At 64.9% G+C, this 23,915-nt stretch carries 17 protein-coding genes, 2 tRNA genes and 2 pseudogenes; 17 read left to right on the forward strand and 4 right to left on the reverse strand.

Going from position 1 to position 23,915, the window contains the following annotated elements:
- Positions 1 to 14 precede the first annotated feature (14 nt).
- On the forward strand, positions 15 to 821 hold the full coding sequence (locus ACVWW1_RS09840) for a DUF1295 domain-containing protein (RefSeq protein ID WP_456655631.1): 807 nt from the start codon (positions 15 to 17) through the stop codon (positions 819 to 821).
- Here the strand turns inward: ACVWW1_RS09840 and ACVWW1_RS09845 are convergent.
- Positions 810 to 1,211, reverse strand: a complete 402-nt coding sequence (locus ACVWW1_RS09845) for a DUF2177 family protein (protein WP_176531438.1) — start codon at positions 1,209 to 1,211, stop codon at positions 810 to 812. The two genes, ACVWW1_RS09840 and ACVWW1_RS09845, sit on opposite strands and share 12 nt — an antisense overlap.
- A 404-nt stretch (positions 1,212 to 1,615) precedes the next feature.
- On the opposite strand from ACVWW1_RS09845, the gene ACVWW1_RS09850 reads away from it, so the two are divergent.
- The 6 genes from ACVWW1_RS09850 to ACVWW1_RS09875 all read left to right on the forward strand — a co-directional run bounded on the left by ACVWW1_RS09850 (position 1,616) and on the right by ACVWW1_RS09875 (position 11,741).
- Positions 1,616 to 3,112 carry an efflux transporter outer membrane subunit gene (locus tag ACVWW1_RS09850; RefSeq protein ID WP_456655632.1) on the forward strand — a complete coding sequence of 499 codons (1,497 nt, stop codon included), beginning with the start codon at positions 1,616 to 1,618 and terminating at the stop codon, positions 3,110 to 3,112.
- Positions 3,102 to 4,571, forward strand: coding sequence for an efflux RND transporter periplasmic adaptor subunit (locus tag ACVWW1_RS09855; protein WP_456655633.1), 1,470 nt, complete (start codon positions 3,102 to 3,104; stop codon positions 4,569 to 4,571). Before ACVWW1_RS09850 ends, ACVWW1_RS09855 begins: the two co-directional genes overlap by 11 nt.
- 48 nt (positions 4,572 to 4,619) lie before the next feature.
- Positions 4,620 to 7,748: an efflux RND transporter permease subunit gene (locus tag ACVWW1_RS09860; protein ID WP_456655634.1), complete on the forward strand. Its 3,129-nt coding sequence runs from the start codon at positions 4,620 to 4,622 to the stop codon at positions 7,746 to 7,748.
- A complete protein-coding gene (locus ACVWW1_RS09865) occupies positions 7,745 to 10,849 on the forward strand; it encodes an efflux RND transporter permease subunit (RefSeq protein WP_456655635.1) in 3,105 nt (1,034 codons plus the stop codon). Before ACVWW1_RS09860 ends, ACVWW1_RS09865 begins: the two co-directional genes overlap by 4 nt.
- A gap of 37 nt (positions 10,850 to 10,886) precedes the next feature.
- Positions 10,887 to 11,612, forward strand: a complete 726-nt coding sequence (locus ACVWW1_RS09870) for a tRNA-uridine aminocarboxypropyltransferase (protein ID WP_456655636.1) — start codon at positions 10,887 to 10,889, stop codon at positions 11,610 to 11,612.
- Between the two features lie 55 nt (positions 11,613 to 11,667).
- Positions 11,668 to 11,741 (forward strand) — tRNA-Cys (locus tag ACVWW1_RS09875).
- A gap of 43 nt (positions 11,742 to 11,784) precedes the next feature.
- On the opposite strand, the gene ACVWW1_RS09880 is transcribed toward ACVWW1_RS09875, so the two are convergent.
- Positions 11,785 to 11,967 carry a hypothetical protein gene (locus tag ACVWW1_RS09880; protein WP_207839919.1) on the reverse strand — a complete coding sequence of 61 codons (183 nt, stop codon included), beginning with the start codon at positions 11,965 to 11,967 and terminating at the stop codon, positions 11,785 to 11,787.
- A gap of 436 nt (positions 11,968 to 12,403) precedes the next feature.
- Complete coding sequence (locus ACVWW1_RS09885; RefSeq protein ID WP_456655637.1) at positions 12,404 to 13,075, reverse strand: TetR family transcriptional regulator; 672 nt, start codon at positions 13,073 to 13,075, stop codon at positions 12,404 to 12,406.
- A 92-nt stretch (positions 13,076 to 13,167) separates the two neighbouring features.
- On the opposite strand from ACVWW1_RS09885, the gene ACVWW1_RS09890 reads away from it, so the two are divergent.
- The 7 genes and pseudogenes from ACVWW1_RS09890 (at position 13,168) to ACVWW1_RS09920 (ending at position 21,043) form a co-directional block, all read left to right on the forward strand.
- Positions 13,168 to 13,653, forward strand: a complete 486-nt coding sequence (locus tag ACVWW1_RS09890) for an anthrone oxygenase family protein (RefSeq protein WP_456655638.1) — start codon at positions 13,168 to 13,170, stop codon at positions 13,651 to 13,653.
- 415 nt (positions 13,654 to 14,068) lie between these two features.
- Positions 14,069 to 14,143, forward strand: a tRNA-Asn gene (locus ACVWW1_RS09895).
- A 133-nt stretch (positions 14,144 to 14,276) separates the two neighbouring features.
- Entirely contained in the window at positions 14,277 to 14,456 is a 180-nt protein-coding gene (locus ACVWW1_RS09900) for a hypothetical protein (protein ID WP_176531368.1), read from the forward strand.
- 133 nt (positions 14,457 to 14,589) lie between these two features.
- On the forward strand, positions 14,590 to 15,255 hold the full coding sequence (locus ACVWW1_RS09905; protein ID WP_456655639.1) for a protein-L-isoaspartate O-methyltransferase family protein: 666 nt from the start codon (positions 14,590 to 14,592) through the stop codon (positions 15,253 to 15,255).
- A gap of 214 nt (positions 15,256 to 15,469) precedes the next feature.
- The gene (locus tag ACVWW1_RS09910; protein ID WP_176531366.1) at positions 15,470 to 16,852 is read left to right on the forward strand and encodes a TolC family outer membrane protein; all 1,383 of its coding nucleotides are present in this window, start codon (positions 15,470 to 15,472) and stop codon (positions 16,850 to 16,852) included.
- Positions 16,853 to 17,185: 333 nt separating this feature from the next.
- Positions 17,186 to 17,921 (forward strand): annotated as a pseudogene (locus ACVWW1_RS09915) (PopZ family protein).
- Between the two features lie 254 nt (positions 17,922 to 18,175).
- Positions 18,176 to 21,043 (forward strand): valine--tRNA ligase, encoded by a 2,868-nt coding sequence (locus tag ACVWW1_RS09920; RefSeq protein WP_456655640.1) that lies wholly within the window; start codon positions 18,176 to 18,178, stop codon positions 21,041 to 21,043.
- Between the two features lie 18 nt (positions 21,044 to 21,061).
- Here ACVWW1_RS09920 and ACVWW1_RS09925 read toward each other — a convergent pair.
- A pseudogene (locus ACVWW1_RS09925) lies at positions 21,062 to 21,669 on the reverse strand (DNA-3-methyladenine glycosylase).
- A gap of 132 nt (positions 21,670 to 21,801) precedes the next feature.
- Between ACVWW1_RS09925 and lipA the strand changes: the two are divergent.
- From lipA to ACVWW1_RS09940, 3 genes are all read left to right on the forward strand, one after another.
- The gene (gene lipA, locus ACVWW1_RS09930; protein WP_456655641.1) at positions 21,802 to 22,761 is read left to right on the forward strand and encodes a lipoyl synthase; all 960 of its coding nucleotides are present in this window, start codon (positions 21,802 to 21,804) and stop codon (positions 22,759 to 22,761) included.
- 67 nt (positions 22,762 to 22,828) lie between these two features.
- Positions 22,829 to 23,368: a DNA topology modulation protein gene (locus tag ACVWW1_RS09935; RefSeq protein ID WP_456655642.1), complete on the forward strand. Its 540-nt coding sequence runs from the start codon at positions 22,829 to 22,831 to the stop codon at positions 23,366 to 23,368.
- Positions 23,368 to 23,832 (forward strand): type II toxin-antitoxin system RatA family toxin, encoded by a 465-nt coding sequence (locus ACVWW1_RS09940; protein ID WP_456655643.1) that lies wholly within the window; start codon positions 23,368 to 23,370, stop codon positions 23,830 to 23,832. The genes ACVWW1_RS09935 and ACVWW1_RS09940 overlap by 1 nt, the downstream gene beginning before the upstream one ends.
- Positions 23,833 to 23,915: the final 83 nt, after the last annotated feature.

Here is a 23,915-nt window from a genome sequence, read left to right on the forward strand (position 1 = left end):
GTGGGAGATGCTCGGTGAGCCTGCTCAAGCTGATCGCCATCATGGCCCTTGCGCTGTCCGCGGTCATGGCGGCCGCCTGGCAGATCCAACGACGGACCGGGGCCACCGGATGGATCGATGTCTGCTGGACATTTGGCACCGGCTTGGTCGCTTGCGTGACCAGCCTTGTTCCGGCCTCAGGAGGTGGCGTACCGACCGCGCGGCAGATCATGGTCGCGCTGCTGGTCGCGATCTGGTCGCTGCGGCTCGGAAGCCATCTTCTGTCGCGGACCTGGAAAGCCGGCGACGACCCGCGTTATCGCGACCTGATCGATCAATGGGGCGACTCGGCCGACAGGCGGATGTTCCTGCAGGTCCAGGCCCAGGCGGCAGTTGGGCTCATCCTCACGATCTCCGTTGCAATCGCGGCGCATAACCCGCGAGCCGTACTTGGGTTTGCGGATTTGTTCGGCGCGGTGCTGCTGCTGACTGGCTTGATCGGGGAGGCATTATCCGACGCGCAGCTCAGCAAATTCCGCTCCGATCCCGCCAATCGACATCGGATTTGCGAGGCCGGATTATGGAAGTGGTCGCGCCATCCGAACTATTTCTTCGAGTGGCTGTGTTGGCTGGCCTATCCGCTGATCGCGATCGATGCCTCGTATCCCGTCGGCTGGATCACGTTGCTTGCACCGGCCTGCATGTATTGGGTTCTGGTCTATGTGTCCGGCGTGCCACCGCTCGAACAGCACATGCTGCGCTCGCGCGGCCAGCAATTTCGCGACGTGCAGGCGCGGACCCGGCCGTTCTTTCCATTTCCGAAGCTGACTTCAGGCGGCTAGCCTTGCCGTAATGAGGCAAGCAGCCGTGGCGGACATGGTGCCGAGTAGTGTTCCCCAGGTCAGATCGAGCAGAGTGAGCTGGAAGGTCCAGTTCCGCACAGTCGCCTGGTTGGTCAAATCGTACGTCATGTAACTGAAAAAGCCGAACAGCGCGCCGCTGAGCGCCGCCTGAGCCAGACTTTCAGACCTTATCGCCGGGAGCACCGCGAACACCACGAGCCCGATCGGGTAGATCAGATAGAAGGCGATTGCCGGAGGCAGGTTGACCTCCGTCGACAAGATGTCGCCGAGCGTCGGGCGGTACAATCGGCTCGCCATCGTTCCAAGCCAGGCCATGTCGCAGAGCAAAAAGACGATGAGTGTCGACAGGTAGGCATAGAGGTAGGTCATGTCGGGGCCCGAAGGTTGAACGCCACTGTCGCGGGGCGCAGCTCTCAATGGGGTAACGACAGATCGCGGCGGCTGGATCATTCCGGCGCGTTGGGGACGGCAAGCTGCGGATTCGAAGCAACAGGGCCGAGAAATCCCCATGAAATCTTTGTTAGAATTAGAACGCCCGGATACTGCTTCCGGTGCGAGGAAACGCTGCAAAAATGGGGAAAACTCGTCTGTCCGGGTGGTGGCGAATCACAGTGGATGCGACGTCGCACAATCGTGACAGGACTGTCCGCCCTATCGTCCCAAGGGTAGGATGGGACAGCCAGGTTCCATTGGAAGCATTACGTGCACGTCACCCAGACCATTGCTGACTGCGTCATTCGTGCGCCACGGGCGAAGTCTGGCTTTGGCGGAGAATGGGTGTGACCCAGCCCGCGTCCGTGATGGCGCCTGGAGGCCGGTTCGGCCTCGCCGTCCGCATGCGACGGCTCGCGGGACGATCGCTTGTCGCGCTCGGCCTGGTCGCGGGTTCAGCCGGCTGCATTCTGACCCAGGACATCCCCGATCCCGCGCTCGACGTGCCGCAGGGCTACAAGGCCGCGCGGCTTGGCCGATCGGGCGACGCGCTTCCGACGCTCGACTGGTGGCGGGGCTTCCGCTCCAAGGAGCTGACGCAGTTGATGGAGGAGGCGCAGACCGTCAACCTCGACATCGCCGCGGCTGTGGCGCGCTTCCGCCAGGCCGACGCGTTGGCGCGGCAGGCCGGCGCGGCGCTGCTCCCGACCCTCAATCTCAACGGGTCTGAAACCTACTCACGCACCTCCGGCTCCAGCGCCAGCGGCCTCACCAATGGCGGGCGCGAAGTGGTGAACTACAGCGCCTCGCTGAGCGCGAGCTACCAGCTCGACTTCTGGGGCCAGAATCGCGACGCCGCGCAGGCGGCGGAGGAGACTGCCGTCGCCAACCGGTTCGACCGCGAGGTGGTGGCACTGACCACGCTCGCCAGCGTCGCCAACGCCTATTTCACGGTGCTTGCCACCCAGGACCGGCTGCGAACCGCACAGCGCAACATCGCCAGCGCCGAGCGCATCCTCAACGCGATCCGGGACCGCTTCAAGGCCGGCACCGGCTCCGATCTCGATGTGGCGCAGCAGGAGAGCGTGCTGGCCAACCAGCGCGCGCTGGTGCCGCCGCTGCGGCAGACGCTTGACCAGAGCATCAACGCGCTCGCGGTGCTGGTGTCGCGGCCGCCGGAGAGCGTACGCGTCGCCGGCGGCTCGCTCAATTCGGTCGCGATCCCGCGCGTCACGCCGGGCCTGCCGTCCGAATTGCTGACCCAACGTCCCGATATCCGCAGGCAGGAGGCGCAGCTCGCATCCGCCACCGCCAATGTCGGCAGTGCGCGGGCGCAGTTCTTCCCGAGCATCCAGCTGACCGGGACGGGTGGCTACCAGAGCCAGGCGCTGGTCTCGCTGTTCCAGCCGCATGCGGCCTTCTTCAATCTGGTCGGCGGCATGACCCAGCCGATCTTCGACGGCGGCCGGATCCTCGGCAATTTCGAGAACGCAAAGGCGCGGCAGGATGAGTTGCTGCAGACCTATCGCAAGACGGTCGTGCAGTCGTTCACCGATGTCGACAACGCGCTGGTCGCGATCCGCGAGACCACGCGGCGGCTGCAGCTGCAGCGCGACGTGCTGTCGTCGTCGCGGCGCGCCTTCGATCTCGCCGAGCAGCAGCTCAAGGCCGGCACCGCCGACATCGTAACTGTGCTAAACACGCAGCTGACCCTGTTCCAGGCGGAAGACGCTTATTCCCAGGCCCAGCTGGCCCGGCTATTGGCGATTGTGAGCCTGTATCAGGCCTTGGGGGGCGGCTGGGAACCGAAGATGGAAAGACCGGTCGATGCTCTTTAAGCCCGACTCGAGGGACGACGAGAAAAGCTCAGCCCCACGCAAGCGGAGCCTGGTTTCGCGCCTGCTTGGGCGCATGGTATCGCTGCTCATCACGCTCGTGATCCTCGGCGGGCTCGGCTATCTCGGCTGGCTTGCTTTCCAGCCCAAGCAAAATGGAGGCGGCGGGCGCGGCGCGGGCGCGCGGCCCGATCTGCCGGTGCCGGTGCTCGCGGCCACGCCGCGTGTGCAGGACGTGGCGGTCTATCTCGACGGCGTCGGCTCGGTAAGGGCGCTCAACACCGTCACGGTGCGCTCGCAGGTCGACGGCAAGTTGCTCAAGGTGAACTTCGTCGAGGGCCAGGACGTCAAGAAGGACGACGTGCTGGGCGAGATCGATCCTGCGATCTATCAGGCGCAGTACGACCAGGCCGTCGCCAAGAAGGCGCAGGACGTCGCGCTGCTCACCAATCAAAAGCTCGACCTTACCCGCTATGAGCAGCTGGCCGCCAGCAATGCCGGCTCCAAGCAGCAGGCCGACACGCAGCGTGCGCTGGTGGCGCAGCAGGAGGCGCTGATCAAGGCCGACCAGGCCGCGATCGACAATACGGGCGCGACCCTGAGCTACACCAAGATCGTCGCGCCGATCTCCGGCCGCGCCGGCCTGCGCCAGGTCGACCAGGGCAACATCATCCACGCCTCCGACACCACCGGGCTTGTGATCCTGACCCAGCTGCAACCGATCGCGGTGTGGTTTAGCCTGCCGCAGCAGCAGATCATGCGAGTCAACGCCGCGGCGGCGAAGGGCCAGCTTGCGGTCGATGTGTTCGGTAATGACGGCGTCACCGTGATCGATACCGGCAAGCTGACCGGTATCGATAACCAGGTCGATCCGACCACCGGCACGCTGAAGCTGAAGGCCGAATTGCCGAATGCCAGCTACCAGCTCTGGCCTGGCCAGTTCGTCAATGTGCGGCTCAAGGTCGAAACCTTGCCGCAGGCCATCGTGGTGCCGACCTCGGCGGTGCAGCGCGGTCCCGCCGGCACGTTCAGTTACGTCATCGGCGAGGACAGCACTGTCACCGCCAAGCCGGTCACGGTCACGCAGCAGAACGAGCATGAAGCCGTCATCGCCAGCGGCCTGAGCACGTCGGACCGCGTCGTGACGACGGGCTTTGCCAATCTCGCCGATGGCTCCAAGGTCGTGGTCGGCAAGGACGACGGGCCGCCGGCAGCCGATCTCGCGCCGCGCAAGCGCAGCCGCACGCCCGACGGCAAGCGCGGGGCGCAAGGCGAGGGCCCAAGCAAGGACCAGGGCAAGGACCAGAGCAAAGACGCCAAGCAGGACGGGCAGGGCAAGAACGGCGAGCATCGCGGCCGACGCGACCACAGCGAGGGCGATCAGAAGGGGCAGACCGGACCGGCACCCGCGCCGGCGGCAGGGGGCGAACAGTCGGGCGGCGCGCCGAAGGCGCAGCCATGACCGACATCCTGACCTCGTAATGTCCGACCTAACAGCGAGCACGCAGCCATGAGCGTCTCCGAACCGTTCATCCGCCGGCCGATCGCCACCTCGCTGCTCGGCATCGCCCTGATGATCGGCGGCGCGCTGGGCTATTGGGCTTTACCGGTCTCGGCGCTGCCGCAGGTCGACTTCCCGACCGTACAGGTGACGACGCAACTGCCGGGCGCGAGCCCCGACGTGGTGGCCTCGCTGATCACGGCGCCGCTGGAGCGGCAGCTCGGGCAGATTCCGTCGCTGTCGTCGATGAACTCGACCAGCTCGTTCGGCGTCAGCCAGATATCGCTGCAGTTCGACCTCAACCGCGATATCGACGGCGCCACCCAGGACGTCCAGGCCGCGATCAATGCCGCCGCCGGCATTCTGCCGAAGACGCTGCCGTACCCGCCTGTCTACGCCAAGGTGAATCCGGCGGACGCGCCGGTCATGACCTTGGCGCTGACCTCGGACACGATCTCGCTGCGGGCGATGAGCGATCTTGCCGATACCATTCTCGGCCAGCGGCTGAGCCAGATCTCCGGCGTCGGCCGGGTCTCGATCCTTGGCGGATTGAAGCCCGCGGTGCGCGTGCAGGCCGATCTGGCGCGGCTTGCGGCCTATGGCATCGCGATGGAGGATCTGCGCAACGCGATCGCCGGCGCCAACGTGTCGGGGCCGAAGGGCTCGCTCGACGGCGCCCAGCAGTCCTATACCATCGCCGCCAACGACCAGATCGCCGCCGCCGACGCCTACCGGCCGATCATCATCGCCTATCGCAACGGCTCGCCGGTGACGATCGGCGATGTCGCGCAGATCGTCGACGGGCTCGAGAACGATCGCACCGGCGGCTGGTACCAGGGCACGCCGGCCGTCATCATCGATATCCAGCGCCAGCCCGGCGCCAACGTCATCGACGTCGTCAAGCAGATCCGCGGCGAAATCCCGCGATTGCAGCGGGCCGTCCCGGCCGGCGTCAAGCTGACCGTGGTCTCCGACCGCACCGTGACGATCCGCGCTTCGGTCCACGACGTGCAGTTCACGCTGATTCTGAGCGTCGTGCTGGTGACACTGGTGGTGCTGTTGTTCCTGCGGTCGCTGCGCGCGACCCTGATCGCCGGCGTCGCGCTGCCGCTGTCGCTGATCACGAGCTTCGGCGTCATGTATTTCGCGGGCTTCAGCCTCGACAATCTGTCGCTGATGGCGCTGACCATCGGAACCGGTTTCGTGGTCGACGACGCCATCGTGATGATCGAGAACATCGTCCGCCATATGGAAGGCGGCGAGACGGTGATGGAGGCCTCGCTGAGGGGCGCCAGCGAAATCGGCTTCACCGTGATCTCGCTGACGGTGTCGCTGATCGCGGTGTTCATCCCGCTGTTGTTCATGTCCGGCCTGGTCGGCCGCATGTTCCGCGAATTCGCGCTGACCCTGACGATCGCGGTCGTGACCTCGGCGATCGTCTCGCTGACCTTGACGCCGATGATGTGCTCGCGGCTGCTCAAGAACATCCACGAAGAGATGGCGGTCCCGGGCCTTGCCGCGGTCAGCCGCTTCATCGACCGCATGGTGGAATTCTATCATCGCACGCTGCTCTGGGTGCTGCAGCGCCAGCGCGCGACGCTGCTGGTGACGTTCGCGACCATCGCGCTGACGCTCATCATGTATGTGCTGGCGCCGAAGGGCTTCCTGCCGCTGCAGGACACGTCATCGATCACGGCGGTGACCGAGGCCGGCCGCGACGTTTCGTTCGCCGAGATGCAGCGACGCCAGAGCGAGGTCTCCGACCTCATCAAGGCCGACCCCGACGTGGTCGGCGTGGTCTCGGTGATCGGCGCCGGCTCGGTCAATCCGACCACCAATGTCGGCCGCCTGGTGATGACGCTGAAGCCGCTCGACCAGCGGCGTGACGGCGTCGTCAAGGTGATCGAGCGACTCAAGCAGAAGATCGCAACGGTCCCCGGCATGACCGTCTACTTCCAGCCGGTGCAGGACGTGCAGATCTCGACCCAGTCGAGCCGCTCGCAATACCAGTACACGCTGACCGCGACCGATGCCGCCGAGGTCTCGCAATGGTCGCAGAAGCTGGTCGCCGAGATGCGGCGCGACCCGATCTTCCGCGATGTCTCCTCGGAAGCGCAGGATGGCGGCCTGCGCGCGGCGCTCGACGTCAACCGCCAGCGCGCCGGCCAGCTCGGCGTCAGTCTGCAGGGCGTCACCGACACGCTGAACGACGCCTTCGCGCAGCGGCAGATCTCGACCATTTACGGCCAGGCCAACCAGTACCGCGTGGTGCTCGAGGCGCTGCCGATGTATCAGCGCGACCCATCGATCCTCGACAAGCTCTATCTGCCGGGCGCCGGCGGCGCGCAGGTGCCGCTGTCGGCGGTGGCGACGCTGGTACGCACCACGGCGCCGCTCGCGATCTCGCACCAGGCGCAATTCCCGTCGGTTTCGCTGAGCTTCAACCTGGCGCCGGGCGAGGCGCTTGGCGACGCGGTCGAGGCGGTGAAGGCGATCGAGACCCGGATCGGGATGCCCAGCAGCATCGTCGGGATCTATTCCGGCGACGCCGCCGAATTCGCGCGCTCGCTGGCCGGACAGCCCTGGTTGATCCTGGCGGCGATCATCACGATCTACATCGTGCTCGGCGTGCTCTACGAGAGCTACATCCACCCGATCACGATCCTGTCGACGCTGCCCTCGGCCGGCGTCGGCGCGATCCTGGCGTTGATGCTGTGCGGGCAGGACCTCTCGGTGATCGGCCTGATCGGCATCATCCTGCTGATGGGCATCGTCAAGAAGAACGCGATCATGATGATCGACTTCGCGCTGGAGGCCGAGCGGCATCAGGGCATGTCGTCCTATGATGCGATCGTGCAGGCCTGCCTGTTGCGGTTCCGGCCGATCATGATGACGACGCTGGCGGCGCTGTTCGGCGCGCTGCCGCTCGCGATCGAGAGCGGCACCGGCGCCGAGCTGCGCTTCCCGCTCGGTATTTCGATCATCGGCGGCCTGCTGCTGAGCCAGCTGCTGACGCTCTACACCACGCCGGTGATCTATCTTGCGCTCGACCGGCTCAACCGTCGGATCGAGCGGGCCGTGCCTGAGCCCGGCCCCAGCGGTCCGCCGATCGCAGGCGCCACCGAGGGCATGCAGTGATCTCGATCTCCGAGCCCTTCATCCGCCGGCCGGTGGGCACCACCTTGCTGGCGATCGGGCTGTTCCTGGTCGGGATCGTCGCCTACGAATTCCTGCCGGTGTCGTCGGTTCCGAATGTCGACTTCCCGACCATCCGGGTGTCGGCGTCGCGGCCCGGCGCCGATCCCTCGGTGATGGCTGCGACCGTCGCCGCGCCGCTGGAGCGCAAGCTCGGCACCATTTCGGGGGTCGACCAGATCACCTCGACGAGTTCGCTCGGCACCACCAGCATCCAGGTGCAGTTCTCGATCGGCCGCAATATCGACCGCGCCGCGCGCGACGTGCAGGCCGCGATCAATGCCTCGCTCGCCGATCTGCCGAGCGACCTGCCGTCGCTACCCAAGTTCCGCAAGGCCAATCCGGCCGCGGCACCCGTGTTCGTGCTGGCGCTGACCTCGAAGACGATCTCGACCAGCGCGATGTACGACGTCGCCGACACCGTGCTGGCGCAGCGCATCTCGCAGGTGCCAGGTGTCGGCGAGGTCACCGTCAGCGGCGCCGACCAGCCGGCGGTGCGCATCGCGCTCAATCCGGTGTCGCTGGCGAATGCCGGGATCGCGACCGACGACGTCCGGCTTGCGATCATCAATGCCAATCCGCTGGGCCCGGTCGGCATCTTCAATGGCGACCGGCTGAGCGAGACGCTTTCGATCAACAAGCAGATGCGCACCGCGGCCGAGTTCCGCGATATCGTCATCAAGAGCTCGAACGGCAATTTCGTCCGCCTCTCGGATGTTGCCGAGGTCGAGGATTCCGTCCGCAACTCGCGCTCGATCGCCTGGTTCAACAAGCAGCCCGCGGTGCTGATCCAGATCACCAAGCAGGGCGACGCCAACGTCATCGACACCGTCGACGGCGTTCGCAGGATGCTGCCGGAACTGAAGCAGTGGATCCCGGCCGGCGTCGAGATCTCGACCCTGGTCGATCGTACCGGAACGATCCGCGCCAGCGTCCAGGACATGCAGTTCACGCTGCTGGCGACCGCCATGCTGGTGATGGTCGTGGTGTTCGTGTTCCTGCGCAGGATCGTACCGACGATCGCAGCCGGCGTTTCGGTGCCGCTGGCGCTGGCCGGCACCTGCGCCGGGATGTGGCTTGCCGGCTTCTCGATCGACAATCTGTCGCTGATGGCGCTCGCGATCTCCGTCGGCTTCGTGGTCGACGACGCCATCGTGATGATCGAAAACATGTACCGCAATCTCGAGCAGGGCATGGCGCCATATCCGGCCGCGGTTGAAGGCGCCAAGCAGATCGGCTTCACGGTGCTGTCGATCTCGCTGTCGCTGATCGCGGCCTTCACGCCGCTGATCTTCATGGACGGGATCGTCGGCCGCCTGCTGCGCGAATTCTCGCTGACCCTGACGTTTGCCATCATCGTGTCGACCCTGGTGTCGGTGACGATCACGCCGATGATCTGCGCGCACTACATCAAGGAGGCGACCTCGGATCGTGCCACCTGGTACGATCGTGTCATCGAGGGCACGCTGTCGCGCGTCGTGGCGTTCTATGCGTTGACCCTGCGCATCGTGCTCGGCTATCCCTTCCTGACCTTGGTGGTGTTCTTCGCCACCGTCGCGCTGACGGTGGTGCTGTACGTCAAGACGCCCAAGGCCTATTTCCCGACCGACGACAGCGGCTTCGTGATCGGGGCGACCCGCGCTTCTGCCGACATCTCGTTCCAATCGATGCTCGGTCTGCAGCAGCGGCTCGCCGACATCGTGATGGCGGACCCCGCGGTCGCTGGCATCGGCTCGTCGGTCGGCTCCGGCGGCGGCCCGGGCGGCGCCACCTCCAATCGCGGCACCATGTTCATCAGCCTGAAGCCGCCGGAGGAGCGGGGAGGCCTGTCGACCGCGCAGGTGATCGATCGGCTGCGCCGCAATCTGTTCATGGTGCCGGGTATCCGCCTGTTCATGTTCGCCGCCCAGGATATCCGCACCGGCGGCCGGCAGAGCGATTCCGACTACCAGTACACGCTCGCCTCGACCGATCTCGATCTGTTGCAGAAATGGGCGCCGCTCGTCGCCAAGCGCATGGAGACGGTGGAGGGCATCACCGATGTCTCCGCCGACCGCGACCCCGGCGGCTTGCAGCTCAACCTCGTGATCGACCGCAAGATCGCCTCCAGCCTCGGCGTCCGGGTGCAGGACATCGACAATGCGCTCAACAACGCGTTCTCGCAGCGGCAGATCTCGTACATCTACACTCAGCGCAACCAGTACGTGGTGGTGCTGGAGATCGATCCGAAATTCCAGAGCGACCCGTCGAACCTCGAGCGCATCTATGTCGCCGGCGCCAATGACGTGCAGGTGCCGCTGTCGGCGCTCGTGCACTACCAGCGCGGACTGTCGGCGCTCGCCGTCTATCACTCCGGCGGCTTCCCCTCGACCACGGTGTCGTTCAACCTGCTGCCGGACGTGCCGCTGGAGGTCGCGACCACGAACATCCAGCAGGCGGTCGACGAGCTGCACATGCCCGAGGGCATTCGCGGCAGCTTCGACGGCAATGCCGGCGACTTCAACAAGACCAGCGGGCGGCAGCCGCTGCTGATCCTCGGCGCGCTGGTCGCGATGTATATCGTGCTCGGCGTGCTCTATGAGAGCCTGGCGCATCCGATCACGATCATCTCGACCTTGCCGTCGGCCGGGCTCGGCGCGTTGCTGGCGTTGCAGGTCACCAACACGCCGCTGACCGTGATCGCCTTTGTCGGCATCATCCTGTTGATCGGCATCGTCAAGAAGAACGGCATCATGATGGTCGACTTCGCGCTCGAGGCCGAGCGGCATCAGGGCCTGTCGTCCCGGGATGCGATCTTCGAGGCCTGCCGGGCGCGCTTCCGCCCGATCCTGATGACGACGATGGCCGCGCTGTTCGCCGGCATTCCGCTGGTGATCGCGACCGGCCCGGGCACCGAGCTGCGGCGGCCGCTCGGCATCACCATCATCGGCGGCCTGTTCGTGTCGCAGATCCTGACGCTCTACACCACGCCGGTGATCTATCTCCTGATCGACCGGTTGCGCCGGCGCCCGTCGCCGTCAGGCGTGCACGCGCCAGCGGAATAGGTTGGATTGAACGGCTTCGCACGCGTATAGCGAAGCGATGTCCGAACCGACCGAAGCAAAGACCGAACTTGCCACCGAGATCCCGGAGTGTCCGCATTGCGGCAAGCCGATGCCGCTGTGCATCTGCGACAGCGTCACGCCGATCAAAAGCCGGATTCAGCTCCTGATCCTGCAGCACCCGCAGGAGCAGGACAGGGCGCTCGGTACGGCGCGGCTCACCGCACGGCACTTTGAGAATGCGGTGGTGCGGATCGGACTGTCCTGGCCGAGCCTTGCCAAGGCGCTCGGCCGGCCGGTGCCCGATCCGTCGCGCTGGGCGGTGCTCTATCTCGGCTCGGCCAAGGTCGAGGATCTCGATACCGACGCCGAGATCGTTGCGATCAACCGCAAGGGTCAGTTGGAGCCGCACCAGCGCGCGATCCTCTCCGACATCGAGGGCATCGTGCTGCTCGACGGCACCTGGAGCCAGGCAAAGGCGCTGTGGTGGCGCAACGCCTGGATGCTGAAGTGCCAGCGGGTGATTCTCGGGCCGAAACAGCCCTCGCTGTACGGCAAGCTGCGCCGGGAACCGCGGCGCGACGGCCTGTCCACCATCGAGGCGGCCGCGATCCTGCTGGCCGGGCTGGAAAAGCGGCCGGATATCGCGGCAACGTTAACTGATAGTTTCGAGCGGATGCTGGCGAGATTCCGCGAAGTGCAGGCCGAAATGCCGGAATTGGCGCCAAAACCGAAGAAGCGGGACTTCCGGAAGCGCCGACGTTAGCTGTCCGGCTTGGTTGCCTATCGCAGTGAGGGCGTATATGAAGTGCGCCGCAAGGGGCCACGTGGCGGAGTGGTTACGCAACGGTCTGCAAAACCGTGTACACCAGTTCAATTCTGGTCGTGGCCTCCACTCATCTCATCAATGGCTTGCAGCCGACAAATGAGAAGCCGCATTAGCTTGCGGCGTACCAGCCTTCAGGAAACGGAATCAGCGGCCACGGCGCCTGGTTGTCATTCGCCGCGCGCGGCGGCGGCTGAATGCGGGGCGACGGTTGGGCCACGAAATCCTCCTGAGCAATTGGCGCGATCGCCGTACGCACGACGTCCAGCAGCAGATCAAATTCGACTTCGCTCATCGCGCTCTCCGAGGTTCGAGAGCACCATGATCGCAAAACTGTGTTCGGTCCGGATTGAGCGATTCGTTCGAATTTTATGAAAAGAACGATGGCACCCGCTTTGGTAAATGGATGATGACCCCGTGGGGAACCTAGGTCGGCACGGCCGGCTCCTCGTGTGAGACAAATCACATCTTGCGAAAAACTCTTCCCGGACTTCCCGGCAGTATTCATAGCCGTCAAATATCGCAGGAATTTTAGGGAGACGTGACAGCGGAGGCAAGCTTCGCAGGATGGTCGGCGATCCCATGTCGCATCGATCCTCAGCTCTTGCCGGCATGGTCCGCCAGCGGGACGGCGTCGGTGCAGCGAGCCGCTCCCGAACGGCGTAGATCGTCTACGCTCGCTGTCTATCGCCGCAGCGAAAGGGAAATTCCCGACATCGGCACGATCGCGGTCATGCCAGCCCGGCGAGGTCTCCCGGCAGCATGGTCTTGAACTGTGTCAGCACCTGCCGCGCCTTCCGCGGCGGCAGCGTGATCGCGTGACGCACGGCGGCTGCGATCAGCGTCATCGTCAGTCCCGAGAAGGTGGTGAGGCTGGCAGCCGGCATGGTGGGCGCAACCCGCCTGACTGCGTCGGACAACAGGCCGGAGAGCACGGCCATGTCGTCCGCATCGAGCTTCTGCAGGGCGCGGTCGGCCTGCGTCGCCTGCCAGATGTCGCGCATCACAGGCTCGCGCATGAACATCTCGTAGTAACTATCGACGATCCGGCATAGCGCCGGGTGCAGGTCGCGCGCGGACGAGACCGCGGCCAGATCGCGCCTGACGCAATCGCGCCCGACCGCGTTATGCCGTTCCGCCAGCGTGCCGATGATCGCGGCCTTGTCGGGGAAATATTGATAAAGCGAGCCGAATGCGACGCCGCTGCGTTCGACGATGTCGCTCATGCGGAAGGCCTCGCTGCCTTTCTCCGCCATGATCTCGGTGGCGCAGGCGAGGATGCGCTCGAACCGCTCGCGGCTGCGCCGCTGCGTCGGAGCAAGCCGCGCCAGCCCGGGTAGGGGGGCCTCCGCCCCGGGCGCGGCCCCTGCGACTGCCGCGGGGGCGGCCTTTCGTCTCGCCATCTGTCTCCTCCGCAATCGGGGTTGACGTCTCAAATACGAGAGTTTATCGCATTTTACAAATGCGAGTACTTCTCGCTTTTGGGGGTGGAGCGATGCGCAATATCCTGACCTCGGGCTTGCTGTGGTTTTCCGCGCTTGGCTGCGGCCTGCTTGCCGGGCTCTATTTCGCGTTCTCGGCGTTCGTCATGAGCGCGCTCGGCCGCATCGACCAGGCCGCCGGCATCTCGGCGATGAACGCGATCAATGTCGACATCGTGCGCTCGCTGTTCATGCCGGTTTTTCTCGGCACCACGCTGTCTTGCGCCGTGCTGGTCGTGCTCGGCGGGTTGCGATGGCAGGAGCCGGGCGCGCTTGCGATGATCTGTGGCGGCGGCCTCTATGTCGTCGGGATGTTCGTCGTCACGGTCGTCTTCAACGTGCCGCTGAACGATCAGCTTGCGGCCACAGATCCCGCGAGCACCGCGGCCGTGCCGGTCTGGGCGCGCTACCTGACCGATTGGACCTTCTGGAACCACCTGCGGACCATCGCTTCGCTTGCGGCGACGGCGCTGTTCATTGCCGCCATCGCCGCGCGATAGAGCGCTTTCCAGAGAGGCGCTTCGCAAGGTCGACTGGGCCAACTAAAATGGATCGGTGCTGTGGAAGAACGTCAATCTCTGCAAGCTCAACGTCCTGAGGCTGCGCTACGACCCCGGCACCAAGACCACCTCGTCCATCGTGGAATGACGTCGGGGGCGGGGTGTGCCCGCGGAAGAATCAGCGGCGCGGCGGAATGGCCGCACCCGACGGTGTTTGACGGTGTTTCCTTGCGCCCGCGGCGCAGATAACGGGACAACCGGGACAGGCCTGCATCGCCCTGGAACGCCGGCAAAGCCTTGCACCGCAGAGGTTTACCGTGCCCCGCTAAAGTTTCGCCGGAGGCCCATTTGGTTCTTTGCAAGGCCGAAAGGCTTTGTTATACGCTGCCCGCTCGCGAACGTTTTGTTCGCCTATTCCTCGGTAGCTCAGCGGTAGAGCATTCGACTGTTAATCGAATGGTCGCTGGTTCGAATCCAGCCCGGGGAGCCAGTTTTGGCCCCATCAAGACCCCTTCAACACCCATCACAAGCCTGTGGTCCGCTACGGACAGACAAAAAACGTCGTCAAATCGACTCAATAACCGTCGACACTTCGTCCTGCCGGGTCTTGAGAGGTGATTTTGATGGCCATTAACCTGATCGACCTGTCGATGCCGCAGCCGACGCTTGTTCCGAGCGATACTCCCGACATCAGCGACGATGAGTGTGTCCGCCGGCTCGCGAGGGCCGTCGAGGAGCATGATTCCGAGCATCTCGATGAAGTAGTCCGCCTGATCGGCCGGCTTGCCGTCACGATCGAATAGGGCGCATCGGCGCGCATTTTGGGAGCGCGTTTTGCATGCCAACGGCGTGTTGCGTTTTGGCGGAGCTTGTTCCAAAAGATGGCCCTGTTCTAGCTTCTCCAGCGGCAATGCCGCGACTTGCAGGGTCCCGCCAATGACCGGTTTTTCGACCGCGCGCCAGTACATGGTGGATGGTCAGGTGCGTCCGAGCGACGTGACCGACGATCGTATTCTCGAAGCCATGCTGACCGTGCCGCGCGAGGTGTTCGTGCCGGCCGGCAAGCAGGCGCTGGCTTATCTGGACCTCGATCTCGACGTGACCGAGGGCGGCGCGGTCAGGCGCTGCCTGATTACGCCGGCGTTGCTCGCCAGGATACTGCAAGCCGCCGAGATCAAGGCGACCGACCGCGTCCTGGTGGTCGGCTGCGCGACCGGCTACGCCGCCGCCATCGTGGCGCACTTTGCCGCCGAGGTCAGCGCAACCGAAAGCGATCCGGCGCTGGCCGCAAAGGCCTCCGCAGCGTTCGCCCAGCTCGGCATCCAGAATGTGACCGTCAAGACCGCAGCAGCTGCCGACGGTGACGCCGCCGGCGCGCCATATGACGTCATCGTTCTCAACGGTGCGACCGAGATTATCCCGACCGGGCTGTTCGGCCAGCTCAAGGAGGGGGGCCGGCTGGTCGGGGTGTTCGGCCTGAGGCCGCCGCCGCGCGCCACCCTTGTGACTCATTCCCACGGGGATTTCGGACATCGCGAGCTGTTCGACGCCACGGCCCCCGTGCTGCCCGGATTGGAACGGGTTCCAGCGTTCGTCTTCTGACCGCTACCGCGGCGCACTGGCTGATAAAATCCCATTCCGAATCAGAAGTGTGGCCCGTTTGCCCCACGTGAAGAGTTTCGACCGCGTTCCGTTGCGGGGTAGTTCCGTTGCCCTTAGCTGCGGACTAAGGTGAGGCGGGACTCACTTCATCTGAAGCGACCGCCGGACTGACTTGCGTGTGGAGACGGCGACTACAATGATTGGATTACCGGGGATGCGAGGGGTGAAAGCTATCACCGCGGCTGCGACTGCCGTCCTTCTGTTGGCGGAGATGGGCCCCGTGCCCGCGCTCGCCGACACTATCGAGGCCGCGCTGGTGCGGTCCTACCAGAACAATCCCCAGCTGAACGCGCAACGCGCGCTGGTCAGGGCGACCGACGAAAACGTTCCCCAGGCGCTGTCAGGCTATCGCCCGCGCGCCGCGCTGACCGTGAACGGCGGATATCAGTACACCGACCAGCAGCAGACGCTCATCAAGGACGCGATCCACGGCACCCAAAATCCGGCCAGCGCCGGCCTGACGGTGAACCAGTCACTGTTCAACGCGCAGACGCCGCAACGGGTGCGCGCTGCCGAGAGCCAGGTGTCGTCGGCGCGCGAAGGTCTGCGCGTGCTCGAGCAGACCGTGATCCTGAGCGCCGCGACCATCTACATGGATTATCTGCGCGACGCTGCGATCGTCGAGGTCCAGCGCAGCAACACGCGGGTGCTGGAGCAGACGCTGAAGCAGACCCAGGATCGCTTCAACGTAGGTGAGGTGACGCGGACGGACGTGGCGCAATCCGAGGCACAGCTCGCGGCTGGCAAGACCCAGCAGCTCACTGCGGAATCGAACCTGACGACGACGCGGTCGAACTTCCGCCGCATCATCGGCAACGAGCCGCAGAATCTCGCGCCCGGCTCGCCGGTCGACCGCTTCCTGCCGGCGACGCTTGCGGCCGCCGTCGAACTCAGCCTGACCCAGAATCCGAACGTCACGTCCGCGATGTACGGCGTCGACGTCAACTTCCTGCAGACCAAGGTTGCCGAAGGCGCGCTGCTGCCGACGGTTGGCTTGCAGGCGTCAGTGACCGAAGGCTACCAGCAACAATTGTCGGTGAACCGCAGCTTCAATGCAGCGGCGCAGGTTCAGGTGTCGGTGCCGATCTATCAGGGCGGCACTGAATACTCGCTGATCCGGCAGTCGAAGGAATCGCTGGCGCAGCAGCGTCTGGTCCTGGAACAGACCAGGGATCAGGCGCGCGCCAACGTCGTCACCGCATGGGGCCAGCTGGTCGCCGGCAAGTCGCAGGTGGCGTCGGCGCAGGCGCAGGTGACCGCGTCCGAAATCGCGCTGAACGGCGTGCGCGAAGAGGCCAAGGCCGGTCAGCGCACCACGCTCGACGTGCTCAACGCGCAGCAGGCGCTGGTCAATGCGCGCAATGCGCTCGTCACCGCGCAACACGACCGCGTCGTTGCATCCTACAACGTGCTGAGCGCGATTGGCCGGCTGTCACCGCAGGTGATGGGCCTTTCGACCAACGTCTATGATCCCACCGTGCATTACCAGCAGGTGCGCGACAACTGGGCCGGCGTACGCACGCCAGACGGCCGCTAAACACCTTCACGTCAACATCGCTTGTCGCGCCATGTTTGTGGTTCTGAGTTAATCAGGACCACAGACTGGCGCGTTTGCTTGCAATCGATAATTGGCCTGACATACCGTTTTGTCGGGCAGCAAGGCGATTCGCGGCGCCGGCGTTGCGTGATGGCAGGGGCGACGCCACCTGTGATCACGCTGCATTGGGCGACACGAAGCTTGCACAAAGCCTCGGGCGGGCTTGATCTGGGGACAAGTCGGGCGGGAGCAATGAAAATCTCCGCCTGCTTCATCGGAACCGGCGAATCCTCTCGGGCTTGATGTAAAATAAGTTTCGATGTGGAGTCGGAGATGACGCAACCTGCGAAGGTCCAAGAGCCCTCGATGGAGGAGATTCTGGCGTCGATCCGTCGCATCATTGCCGACGACGAGGCGAAGCCGGCCGCGGCCGAGAAACCTGCTGCCGCTACGCCGCCGCCGAAGGTCGAGCCGCCTCCGCCAGCAGTCAAGCCCGCGATGAAGAGCCCGCCACCCGCAGCGCCCCCGGCCGCGAAGCCCGCCGCGGCAGCGCCGAAATCACCGCCGCCTGCACCAGCACCGGCCAGCAACAGTCAGGACGACATCGACTCGCTGCTCGCCAGCCTCGACGAGGCGACGCCCGCAGGCCGAGATCCGGCCGTCGCCGCAGCCCGAAGCCGACGTATTCGAGCTCACTGACGACATGGCGCTGCCGGAGCCGGCGGCCACGCCATCGTTCCGCAAGGTCGAGCCGCAGGACGATGTCGAGTTCACGGAAGCGCGCACCCGGGCGCCGGAGCCCATGCGAGAACCGGTTCGAGAGCGAGAACCGCCGGCAATCGAAACGGCGCCGATGCAGCAGATCATCTCGGGAACCACGATGCGGGCGGTCGAATCCGCCTTCAACTCGCTGGCCAACACCGTGCTGAGCAACAATGCTCGGACGCTGGAGGATCTAGTCAAGGAGATGCTGCGACCGATGCTGAAGTCCTGGCTGGACGACAATCTGCCGGGGCTGGTCGAGCGGATCGTCAAGGCCGAGATCGAGCGGGTCTCCCGCGGGCGTTAGCCCCCACCGCCGGCGGTAGCTCCTGCCGCAGGGGGCTTGGCAGCCCTCATTCAGCCCCCAAATGCCCCAGAGTTTCGGTTCTGATAGGATCAGACCCGAAACGCCAGTTCCCTGTTTCGACGTGTTTTCTTCACGCGAACCGGTGTCCACTTCGCCCGAAAACGCTCTCAATGCCGTTTTGACGTGCCGGTCCGGTTGACTCGGTGCGCTCCGGCGGCTTTCTACCCTTTCCCCATGGTCCACAGCGCATTGTCATGATCGAGAAAAACTACCAGCCTGCCGATATCGAGCTCCGAATGGCCCAGCTCTGGGAGGAGAGCGGTGCGTTCAAGGCCGGCCGGCCCGAGCGCAAGGACGCCGCGCCTTTCACCATCGTGATCCCGCCGCCGAACGTGACCGGCTCGCTGCACATGGGCCATGCGCTCAACAACACGCTGCAGGACATCCTGTGCCGCTTCGAGCGGATGCGCGGTCGCGACGTGTTGTGGCAGCCCGGAACCGACCATGCCGGCATCGCCACCCAGATGGTGGTCGAGCGTCAGCTGATGGAACGGCAGGAGCCGGGCCGGCGCGACATGGGCCGCGCCAAGTTCCTCGAGCGGGTCTGGCAGTGGAAGGCCGAGAGCGGCGGCACCATCGTCAACCAGCTCAAGCGCCTCGGCGCCTCCTGCGACTGGTCGCGCGAGCGCTTCACCATGGACGAGGGCCTGTCGCGTGCCGTCGTCAAGGTGTTCGTCGAGTTGCACCGCCAGGGCCTGATCTACAAGGACAAGCGCCTGGTCAATTGGGACCCGAAGCTGCTCACCGCGATCTCCGATCTCGAAGTGCAGCAGGTCGAGGTCAGGGGCCATCTCTGGTACCTGCGCTATCCGATCGAGGGCCGCACCTTCAGCCCCGACGACCCGAAATCGTTCATCGTGGTCGCGACCACGCGTCCGGAGACGATGCTCGGCGACACCGCGGTCGCGGTGCATCCGGACGACGAGCGCTACACCGATCTGGTCGGCAAGCACGTCATCCTGCCGCTGGTCGGCCGCAAGATTCCGATCGTCGCCGACGACTATTCCGATCCGGAGAAGGGCTCGGGCGCGGTCAAGGTGACGCCGGCGCACGACTTCAACGATTTCGAGATCGGCAAGCGTCATGGCCTGCAGCAGATCAGCGTGCTGGACCAGGAAGGCTGCCTGAATCTCACCGGCAACGAGGACTACCTGCGCGGCCTGCCGGCGGGCGCCGACGAATTCGCGGCAGAGTTTCACGGCATCGAGCGCTTCGCCGCGCGCAAGAAGATCGTCGCAAGGTTGGAGGAGTTCGGTTTCCTCGAGCGGATCGAGCCCAACATCCACATGGTGCCGCATGGCGACCGCTCCAATGTCGTGATCGAGCCGTACCTCACCGACCAGTGGTATGTCGACGCCAAGACGCTGGCGCAGCCGGCGATCGCGGCGGTGCGCTCGGGCGAAACCACGTTCGTGCCGAAGAACTGGGAAAAGACCTATTTCGAGTGGATGGAGAACATCCAGCCCTGGTGCATCTCGCGCCAGCTCTGGTGGGGCCATCAGATCCCCGCCTGGTACGGGCCCGACGGCAAGGTGTTCGTTGCCGAGACCGAGGAAGAGGCAGTCGGCAACGCGCTCGGCTACTACGTCGAGCAGGAAGTCATCACGCCGGAGCAGGGCCACGACATGGCGGTCGACCCCGCAAAGCGCGAGGGCTTCATCACGCGTGACGAGGACGTGCTCGACACCTGGTTCTCGTCGGCGCTGTGGCCGTTCTCGACGCTGGGCTGGCCGGACGACACGCCGGAGGTCGCGCGCTACTACCCGACCAATACGCTGGTCACGGGCTTCGACATCATCTTCTTCTGGGTCGCCCGCATGATGATGATGGGCCTCCACTTCATGAAGGAGGCGCCGTTCTCGACCGTCTACATCCACCGTCTCGTCCGTGACGAGAAGGGCGCGAAGATGTCGAAGTCGAAGGGCAATGTCATCGACCCGCTCGGCGTGATCGACGATTTCGGCGCCGACGCGCTGCGCTTCGCGCTGACCCGCGAGGCGGCGCAGGGCCATGACATTCGCCTGTCTCCGCATCTGGTCGAGACCAACCGCAACTTCGCGACCAAGTTCTGGAACGCCTGCCGCTTCGCCGAAATGAACGAGTGCGTGAAGCCGGACGGCTTCGATCCGAAGGGCGCCAAGGAGACCTTGAACCGCTGGATCGCGCACGAGACCTGGCGCGTCACCCGCGAGGTGACCGAGACGATCGAGGATCATCGCTTCAACGATGCGGCCGGCGCGATCTACCGCTTCGTCTGGAACGTGTTCTGCGACTGGTATCTCGAGCTCGCAAAGCCGGTACTGATGGGCGAGGAGGGCGCGGCCAAGGCCGAGACCCGCGCCATGATCGCCTGGACCCGCGACGAGATCCTCAAGCTGCTGCATCCGTTCATGCCCTTCATCACCGAAGAGCTGTGGGCCGTCACCGCGAAGCGCGACGGCCTCCTGGTGCTGGCGCCCTGGCCGCGCAAGTCGGGCGTGACCGGGGAGCAGCTGGCGGCAATCGCAACCGCAGGTCCGGTGGTCGATCCGATCATTCCGCCGGTGATTGCCGCGCTCGACGCCGACGAGTTCAGCGATCCCGCAGCCGAAGCCGAGATCGGCTGGGTGGTCGATCTCGTGACCGCGATGCGGTCGGTGAAGGCGGAAATGAACATCCCGCCGTCGACGCTGACACCGCTGGTGATCGTGACCACCTCCGACGAGACGCGGGACCGTGCCCAACGCTGGAACGACACCATCAAGCGCCTCGCGCGATTGTCGGAGATTTCCTTCGCAGACGCCGCGCCGGAAGGCGCCATGCAGCTGCTTGTGCGCGGCGAAGTCGTCGCGCTGCCGCTGAAGGGCGTGATCGATCTTGCGGCCGAACGCGCGCGGCTGGAGAAGGAGCTCGGCAAGGCCGACGCGGACATCAAGCGGGTCGACGCCAAACTCTCCAACGAGAAGTTCGTCGCCAACGCGCCGGAAGAACTTGTCGAGGAAGAGAAGGAAAAGCGCGCGGCCGCAACGGAGCGCCGCGCCAAGATTCTCGAGGCGATCGAGCTGTTGAAGAAGGCGTCATAGCGGGCGACGCTGCGACGCTCAGAACCGCTTGCTGAGGAATTTCGATCCCTTCAGCCCGTAGCGCCAGGGCAGGTCGACGGCTTTCGTGATGCCGATCCGCAATCCGGTGACGATGTCGGGCGTCTCGGTCCGCGCGTGGAGCGCGATCGGCGGGCGGTCGAGCGGCAATTCGCTGTGCGCGATGGTGATGCCGAGCGCCTCGCAGAGCTTGCCGGGCCCCGAGCACAAGGCGCGCTCATCCTCCAGCCCGCGCCGCCGGCGCATCGCGGCGAGCCCGTGGGTCGGCTCGAGCGCGCGGATCAGCACGGCGCTGGCCGAGCCCGGCGCCTCGCAGACGAAGTTGACGCACCAATGGATGCCGTAGGAGCGGTAGACATAGGAGAAGCCCGGCGGGCCGAACATGATCTGGTTGCGCGGGGTCGGTCCGTTGAACGAGTGGGCCGCCGGCTCGGTGCGTGATGGTAGGCCTCGACCTCGGTGATGATGCCGCCGACGCCGCCGACCAGGAAGGTCGCGCCGATCAGGTCGGCCGCGACCTCGTGGACGCTGCGATCGAAGAAGGCGCGTTTCAGAGCTTTGCCGAGGCGCGGCGCGGTCGCACGGGTCGATCGGGGTTTTTGAGCCATTTTGAGGTGGGAATCGGCGTGGAACGGACCGCAAGACTGCCAATATATGGGCTGATCTGCTAGGGTCGCAGGGCGGGTTGCGAGCCGCGTCAACACCGATTAGCTATGGCCTCTCGCGACTTGCAGGCACAAATGGTCACCATCGTCGACATCATTTCCACCACTCAGCTCCGCCCGCGCCACCCCGAAAAGGTGAACCGGCCGGATGCCGTGTCGCCGCCGAAGCCGGACTGGATCCGCGTCCGCGCGCCGAACACGCGCGGCTATGCCGATACACGGCGGATCGTGAAGGAGAACGGCCTCGTCACGGTGTGCGAGGAGGCGGGCTGCCCCAACATCGGCGAATGCTGGGACAAGAAGCACGCCACCTTCATGATCATGGGTGACACCTGCACCCGTGCCTGTGCGTTCTGCAACGTCAAGACCGGCATGCCCGGCGCGCTCGATGCCCATGAGCCCGAATACGTCGCTGAGGCGGTCTCGAAGCTGGGTCTGACCCATGTCGTGATCACATCGGTGGATCGCGACGATCTCGCCGACGGCGGTGCCGAGCATTTTGCAGAGACCATCCGGGCCATCCGCGCGCGCTGCCCGACCACCACGATCGAGATCCTGACGCCGGACTTCCTGCGCAAGGACGGCGCGCTCGAGCGCGTGGTCGCGGCCAAGCCCGACGTCTTCAACCACAATCTGGAAACCGTGCCGTCGCGCTATCTGACGGTCCGTCCCGGTGCCCGCTATTTCCATTCGATCCGGTTGCTGCAGCGGGTCAAGGAGATGGACCCCACCATCTTCACCAAGTCGGGCATCATGGTCGGCCTCGGCGAGGAACGGCACGAGGTGCTGCAGGTGATGGACGACCTGCGCTCGGCCGAGGTCGATTTCCTGACCATCGGCCAGTACCTGCAGCCGACGCGCAAGCATCACGCCGTGATGCGCTACGTGACGCCGGACGAATTCGCGGGCTACGAGCGTGTCGCCTATACCAAGGGTTTTCTGATGGTGTCGGCGAGTCCGCTGACGCGCTCGTCGCATCATGCCGGCGAGGATTTTGCGAAGCTGCAGGCGGCGCGCACGGCTCGCGGCCGCTAGATTTTGTAAACGGCGGTGAGCCGGCGCCATTACGCGCCGTTGCTTGATCGAGCCTTGGACTGGACCAATGCAACGCGTTCTGGTGATGGGATCGTCGGGGTCCGGTAAGTCGACCTTTGCACGACGGCTCTCCGCCATGACGGGCATCCCGACTGTGTCGATCGACGCGCTGTTCTGGAAGCCGGGCTGGGTCGAGTCCGACAAGGATGAATTCGAGCGGCGCATGGTCGAGGTTACGCAAGCGCCGCGCTGGATCATGGATGGGAACTACATGAAGAGCGGCGCAGGTGAACTGCGCCGGCAGCTCTCCGATACGATCATCTGGTTCGACCTGCCGCGGCTGACCTGCATGCTCGGAATCCTGGGGCGGATCGCCGGCAGCTATGGCCAGGTTCGCCCCGAGATGGCGGAAGGCTGCCCGGAGAAGATCGATCTCGAATTCTTCCGCTATGTCTGGACCTATCGCCAGCAGCAGCGGCCGAAGCTGATCGAATATTTTTCGGGCTTGCGCGCCGATCAATCGCTGGTGTGCTTCACCGATCGGACCCAGGCGGACGATTATCTGAAGCGCCTCGCACTGAAGCAAAACCGTGCGAGTATCCACTGATGCCACGATTCTCAAGCAAGCGGCGGGTCCGCCACACCGCACCTCAAATGTTCGATCTGGTCGCCGACGTCGAGCGCTATCCGGAATTCGTGCCGCTGTGCCAGGCGCTCAAGATCCGCCAGCGGACGCCCAAGGACGACGGTACCGAGGTCGTGGTGGCCGACATGACGGTCTCGTTCAAGTTGGTGCGCGAAACCTTCACCAGCAAGGTGACGCTCGACCGGCCCAACCTGAAGATCCTGGTCGAATATCTGCGCGGCCCGTTCAGCAATCTGGAGAACCGCTGGAGCTTCGAGCCGAAGTCGGAGACCGAATGCGATGTCGGCTTTTTCCTCAATTACGAGTTCAAGAGCCGGATGCTGGCGATGCTGATGGGCTCGATGTTCGACGCCGCATTCTCGCGCTTTGCCGCCGCGTTCGAGAAGCGCGCCGACCAGGTCTACGGCAAGCCGGCCGTGTCGTAGACCCATCCGTCATTGCGAGCGGAGCGAAGATTCCATGGGGAGTGGATAGCGACCAAGTCTGAGGCCAGACTGAGGTTGCACCC

The sequence above is a fragment of the Bradyrhizobium sp. JR3.5 genome (assembly GCF_054057015.1).

Bases quoted from the DNA above. Each gene is read 5' to 3' on its own strand.
- ACVWW1_RS09845 (WP_176531438.1), bottom strand. From the start codon at position 1,211: ATGACCTACCTCTATGCCTACCTGTCGACACTCATCGTCTTTTTGCTC.
- ACVWW1_RS09850 (WP_456655632.1), top strand. From the start codon at position 1,616: ATGGGTGTGACCCAGCCCGCGTCCGTGATGGCGCCTGGAGGCCGGTTC.
- ACVWW1_RS09855 (WP_456655633.1), top strand. From the start codon at position 3,102: ATGCTCTTTAAGCCCGACTCGAGGGACGACGAGAAAAGCTCAGCCCCA.
- ACVWW1_RS09860 (WP_456655634.1), top strand. From the start codon at position 4,620: ATGAGCGTCTCCGAACCGTTCATCCGCCGGCCGATCGCCACCTCGCTG.
- ACVWW1_RS09870 (WP_456655636.1), top strand. From the start codon at position 10,887: ATGTCCGAACCGACCGAAGCAAAGACCGAACTTGCCACCGAGATCCCG.
- ACVWW1_RS09880 (WP_207839919.1), bottom strand. From the start codon at position 11,967: ATGAGCGAAGTCGAATTTGATCTGCTGCTGGACGTCGTGCGTACGGCG.
- ACVWW1_RS09885 (WP_456655637.1), bottom strand. From the start codon at position 13,075: ATGGCGAGACGAAAGGCCGCCCCCGCGGCAGTCGCAGGGGCCGCGCCC.
- ACVWW1_RS09890 (WP_456655638.1), top strand. From the start codon at position 13,168: ATGCGCAATATCCTGACCTCGGGCTTGCTGTGGTTTTCCGCGCTTGGC.
- ACVWW1_RS09900 (WP_176531368.1), top strand. From the start codon at position 14,277: ATGGCCATTAACCTGATCGACCTGTCGATGCCGCAGCCGACGCTTGTT.
- ACVWW1_RS09905 (WP_456655639.1), top strand. From the start codon at position 14,590: ATGACCGGTTTTTCGACCGCGCGCCAGTACATGGTGGATGGTCAGGTG.
- ACVWW1_RS09910 (WP_176531366.1), top strand. From the start codon at position 15,470: ATGCGAGGGGTGAAAGCTATCACCGCGGCTGCGACTGCCGTCCTTCTG.
- ACVWW1_RS09920 (WP_456655640.1), top strand. From the start codon at position 18,176: ATGATCGAGAAAAACTACCAGCCTGCCGATATCGAGCTCCGAATGGCC.
- lipA (WP_456655641.1), top strand. From the start codon at position 21,802: ATGGTCACCATCGTCGACATCATTTCCACCACTCAGCTCCGCCCGCGC.
- ACVWW1_RS09935 (WP_456655642.1), top strand. From the start codon at position 22,829: ATGCAACGCGTTCTGGTGATGGGATCGTCGGGGTCCGGTAAGTCGACC.
- ACVWW1_RS09940 (WP_456655643.1), top strand. From the start codon at position 23,368: ATGCCACGATTCTCAAGCAAGCGGCGGGTCCGCCACACCGCACCTCAA.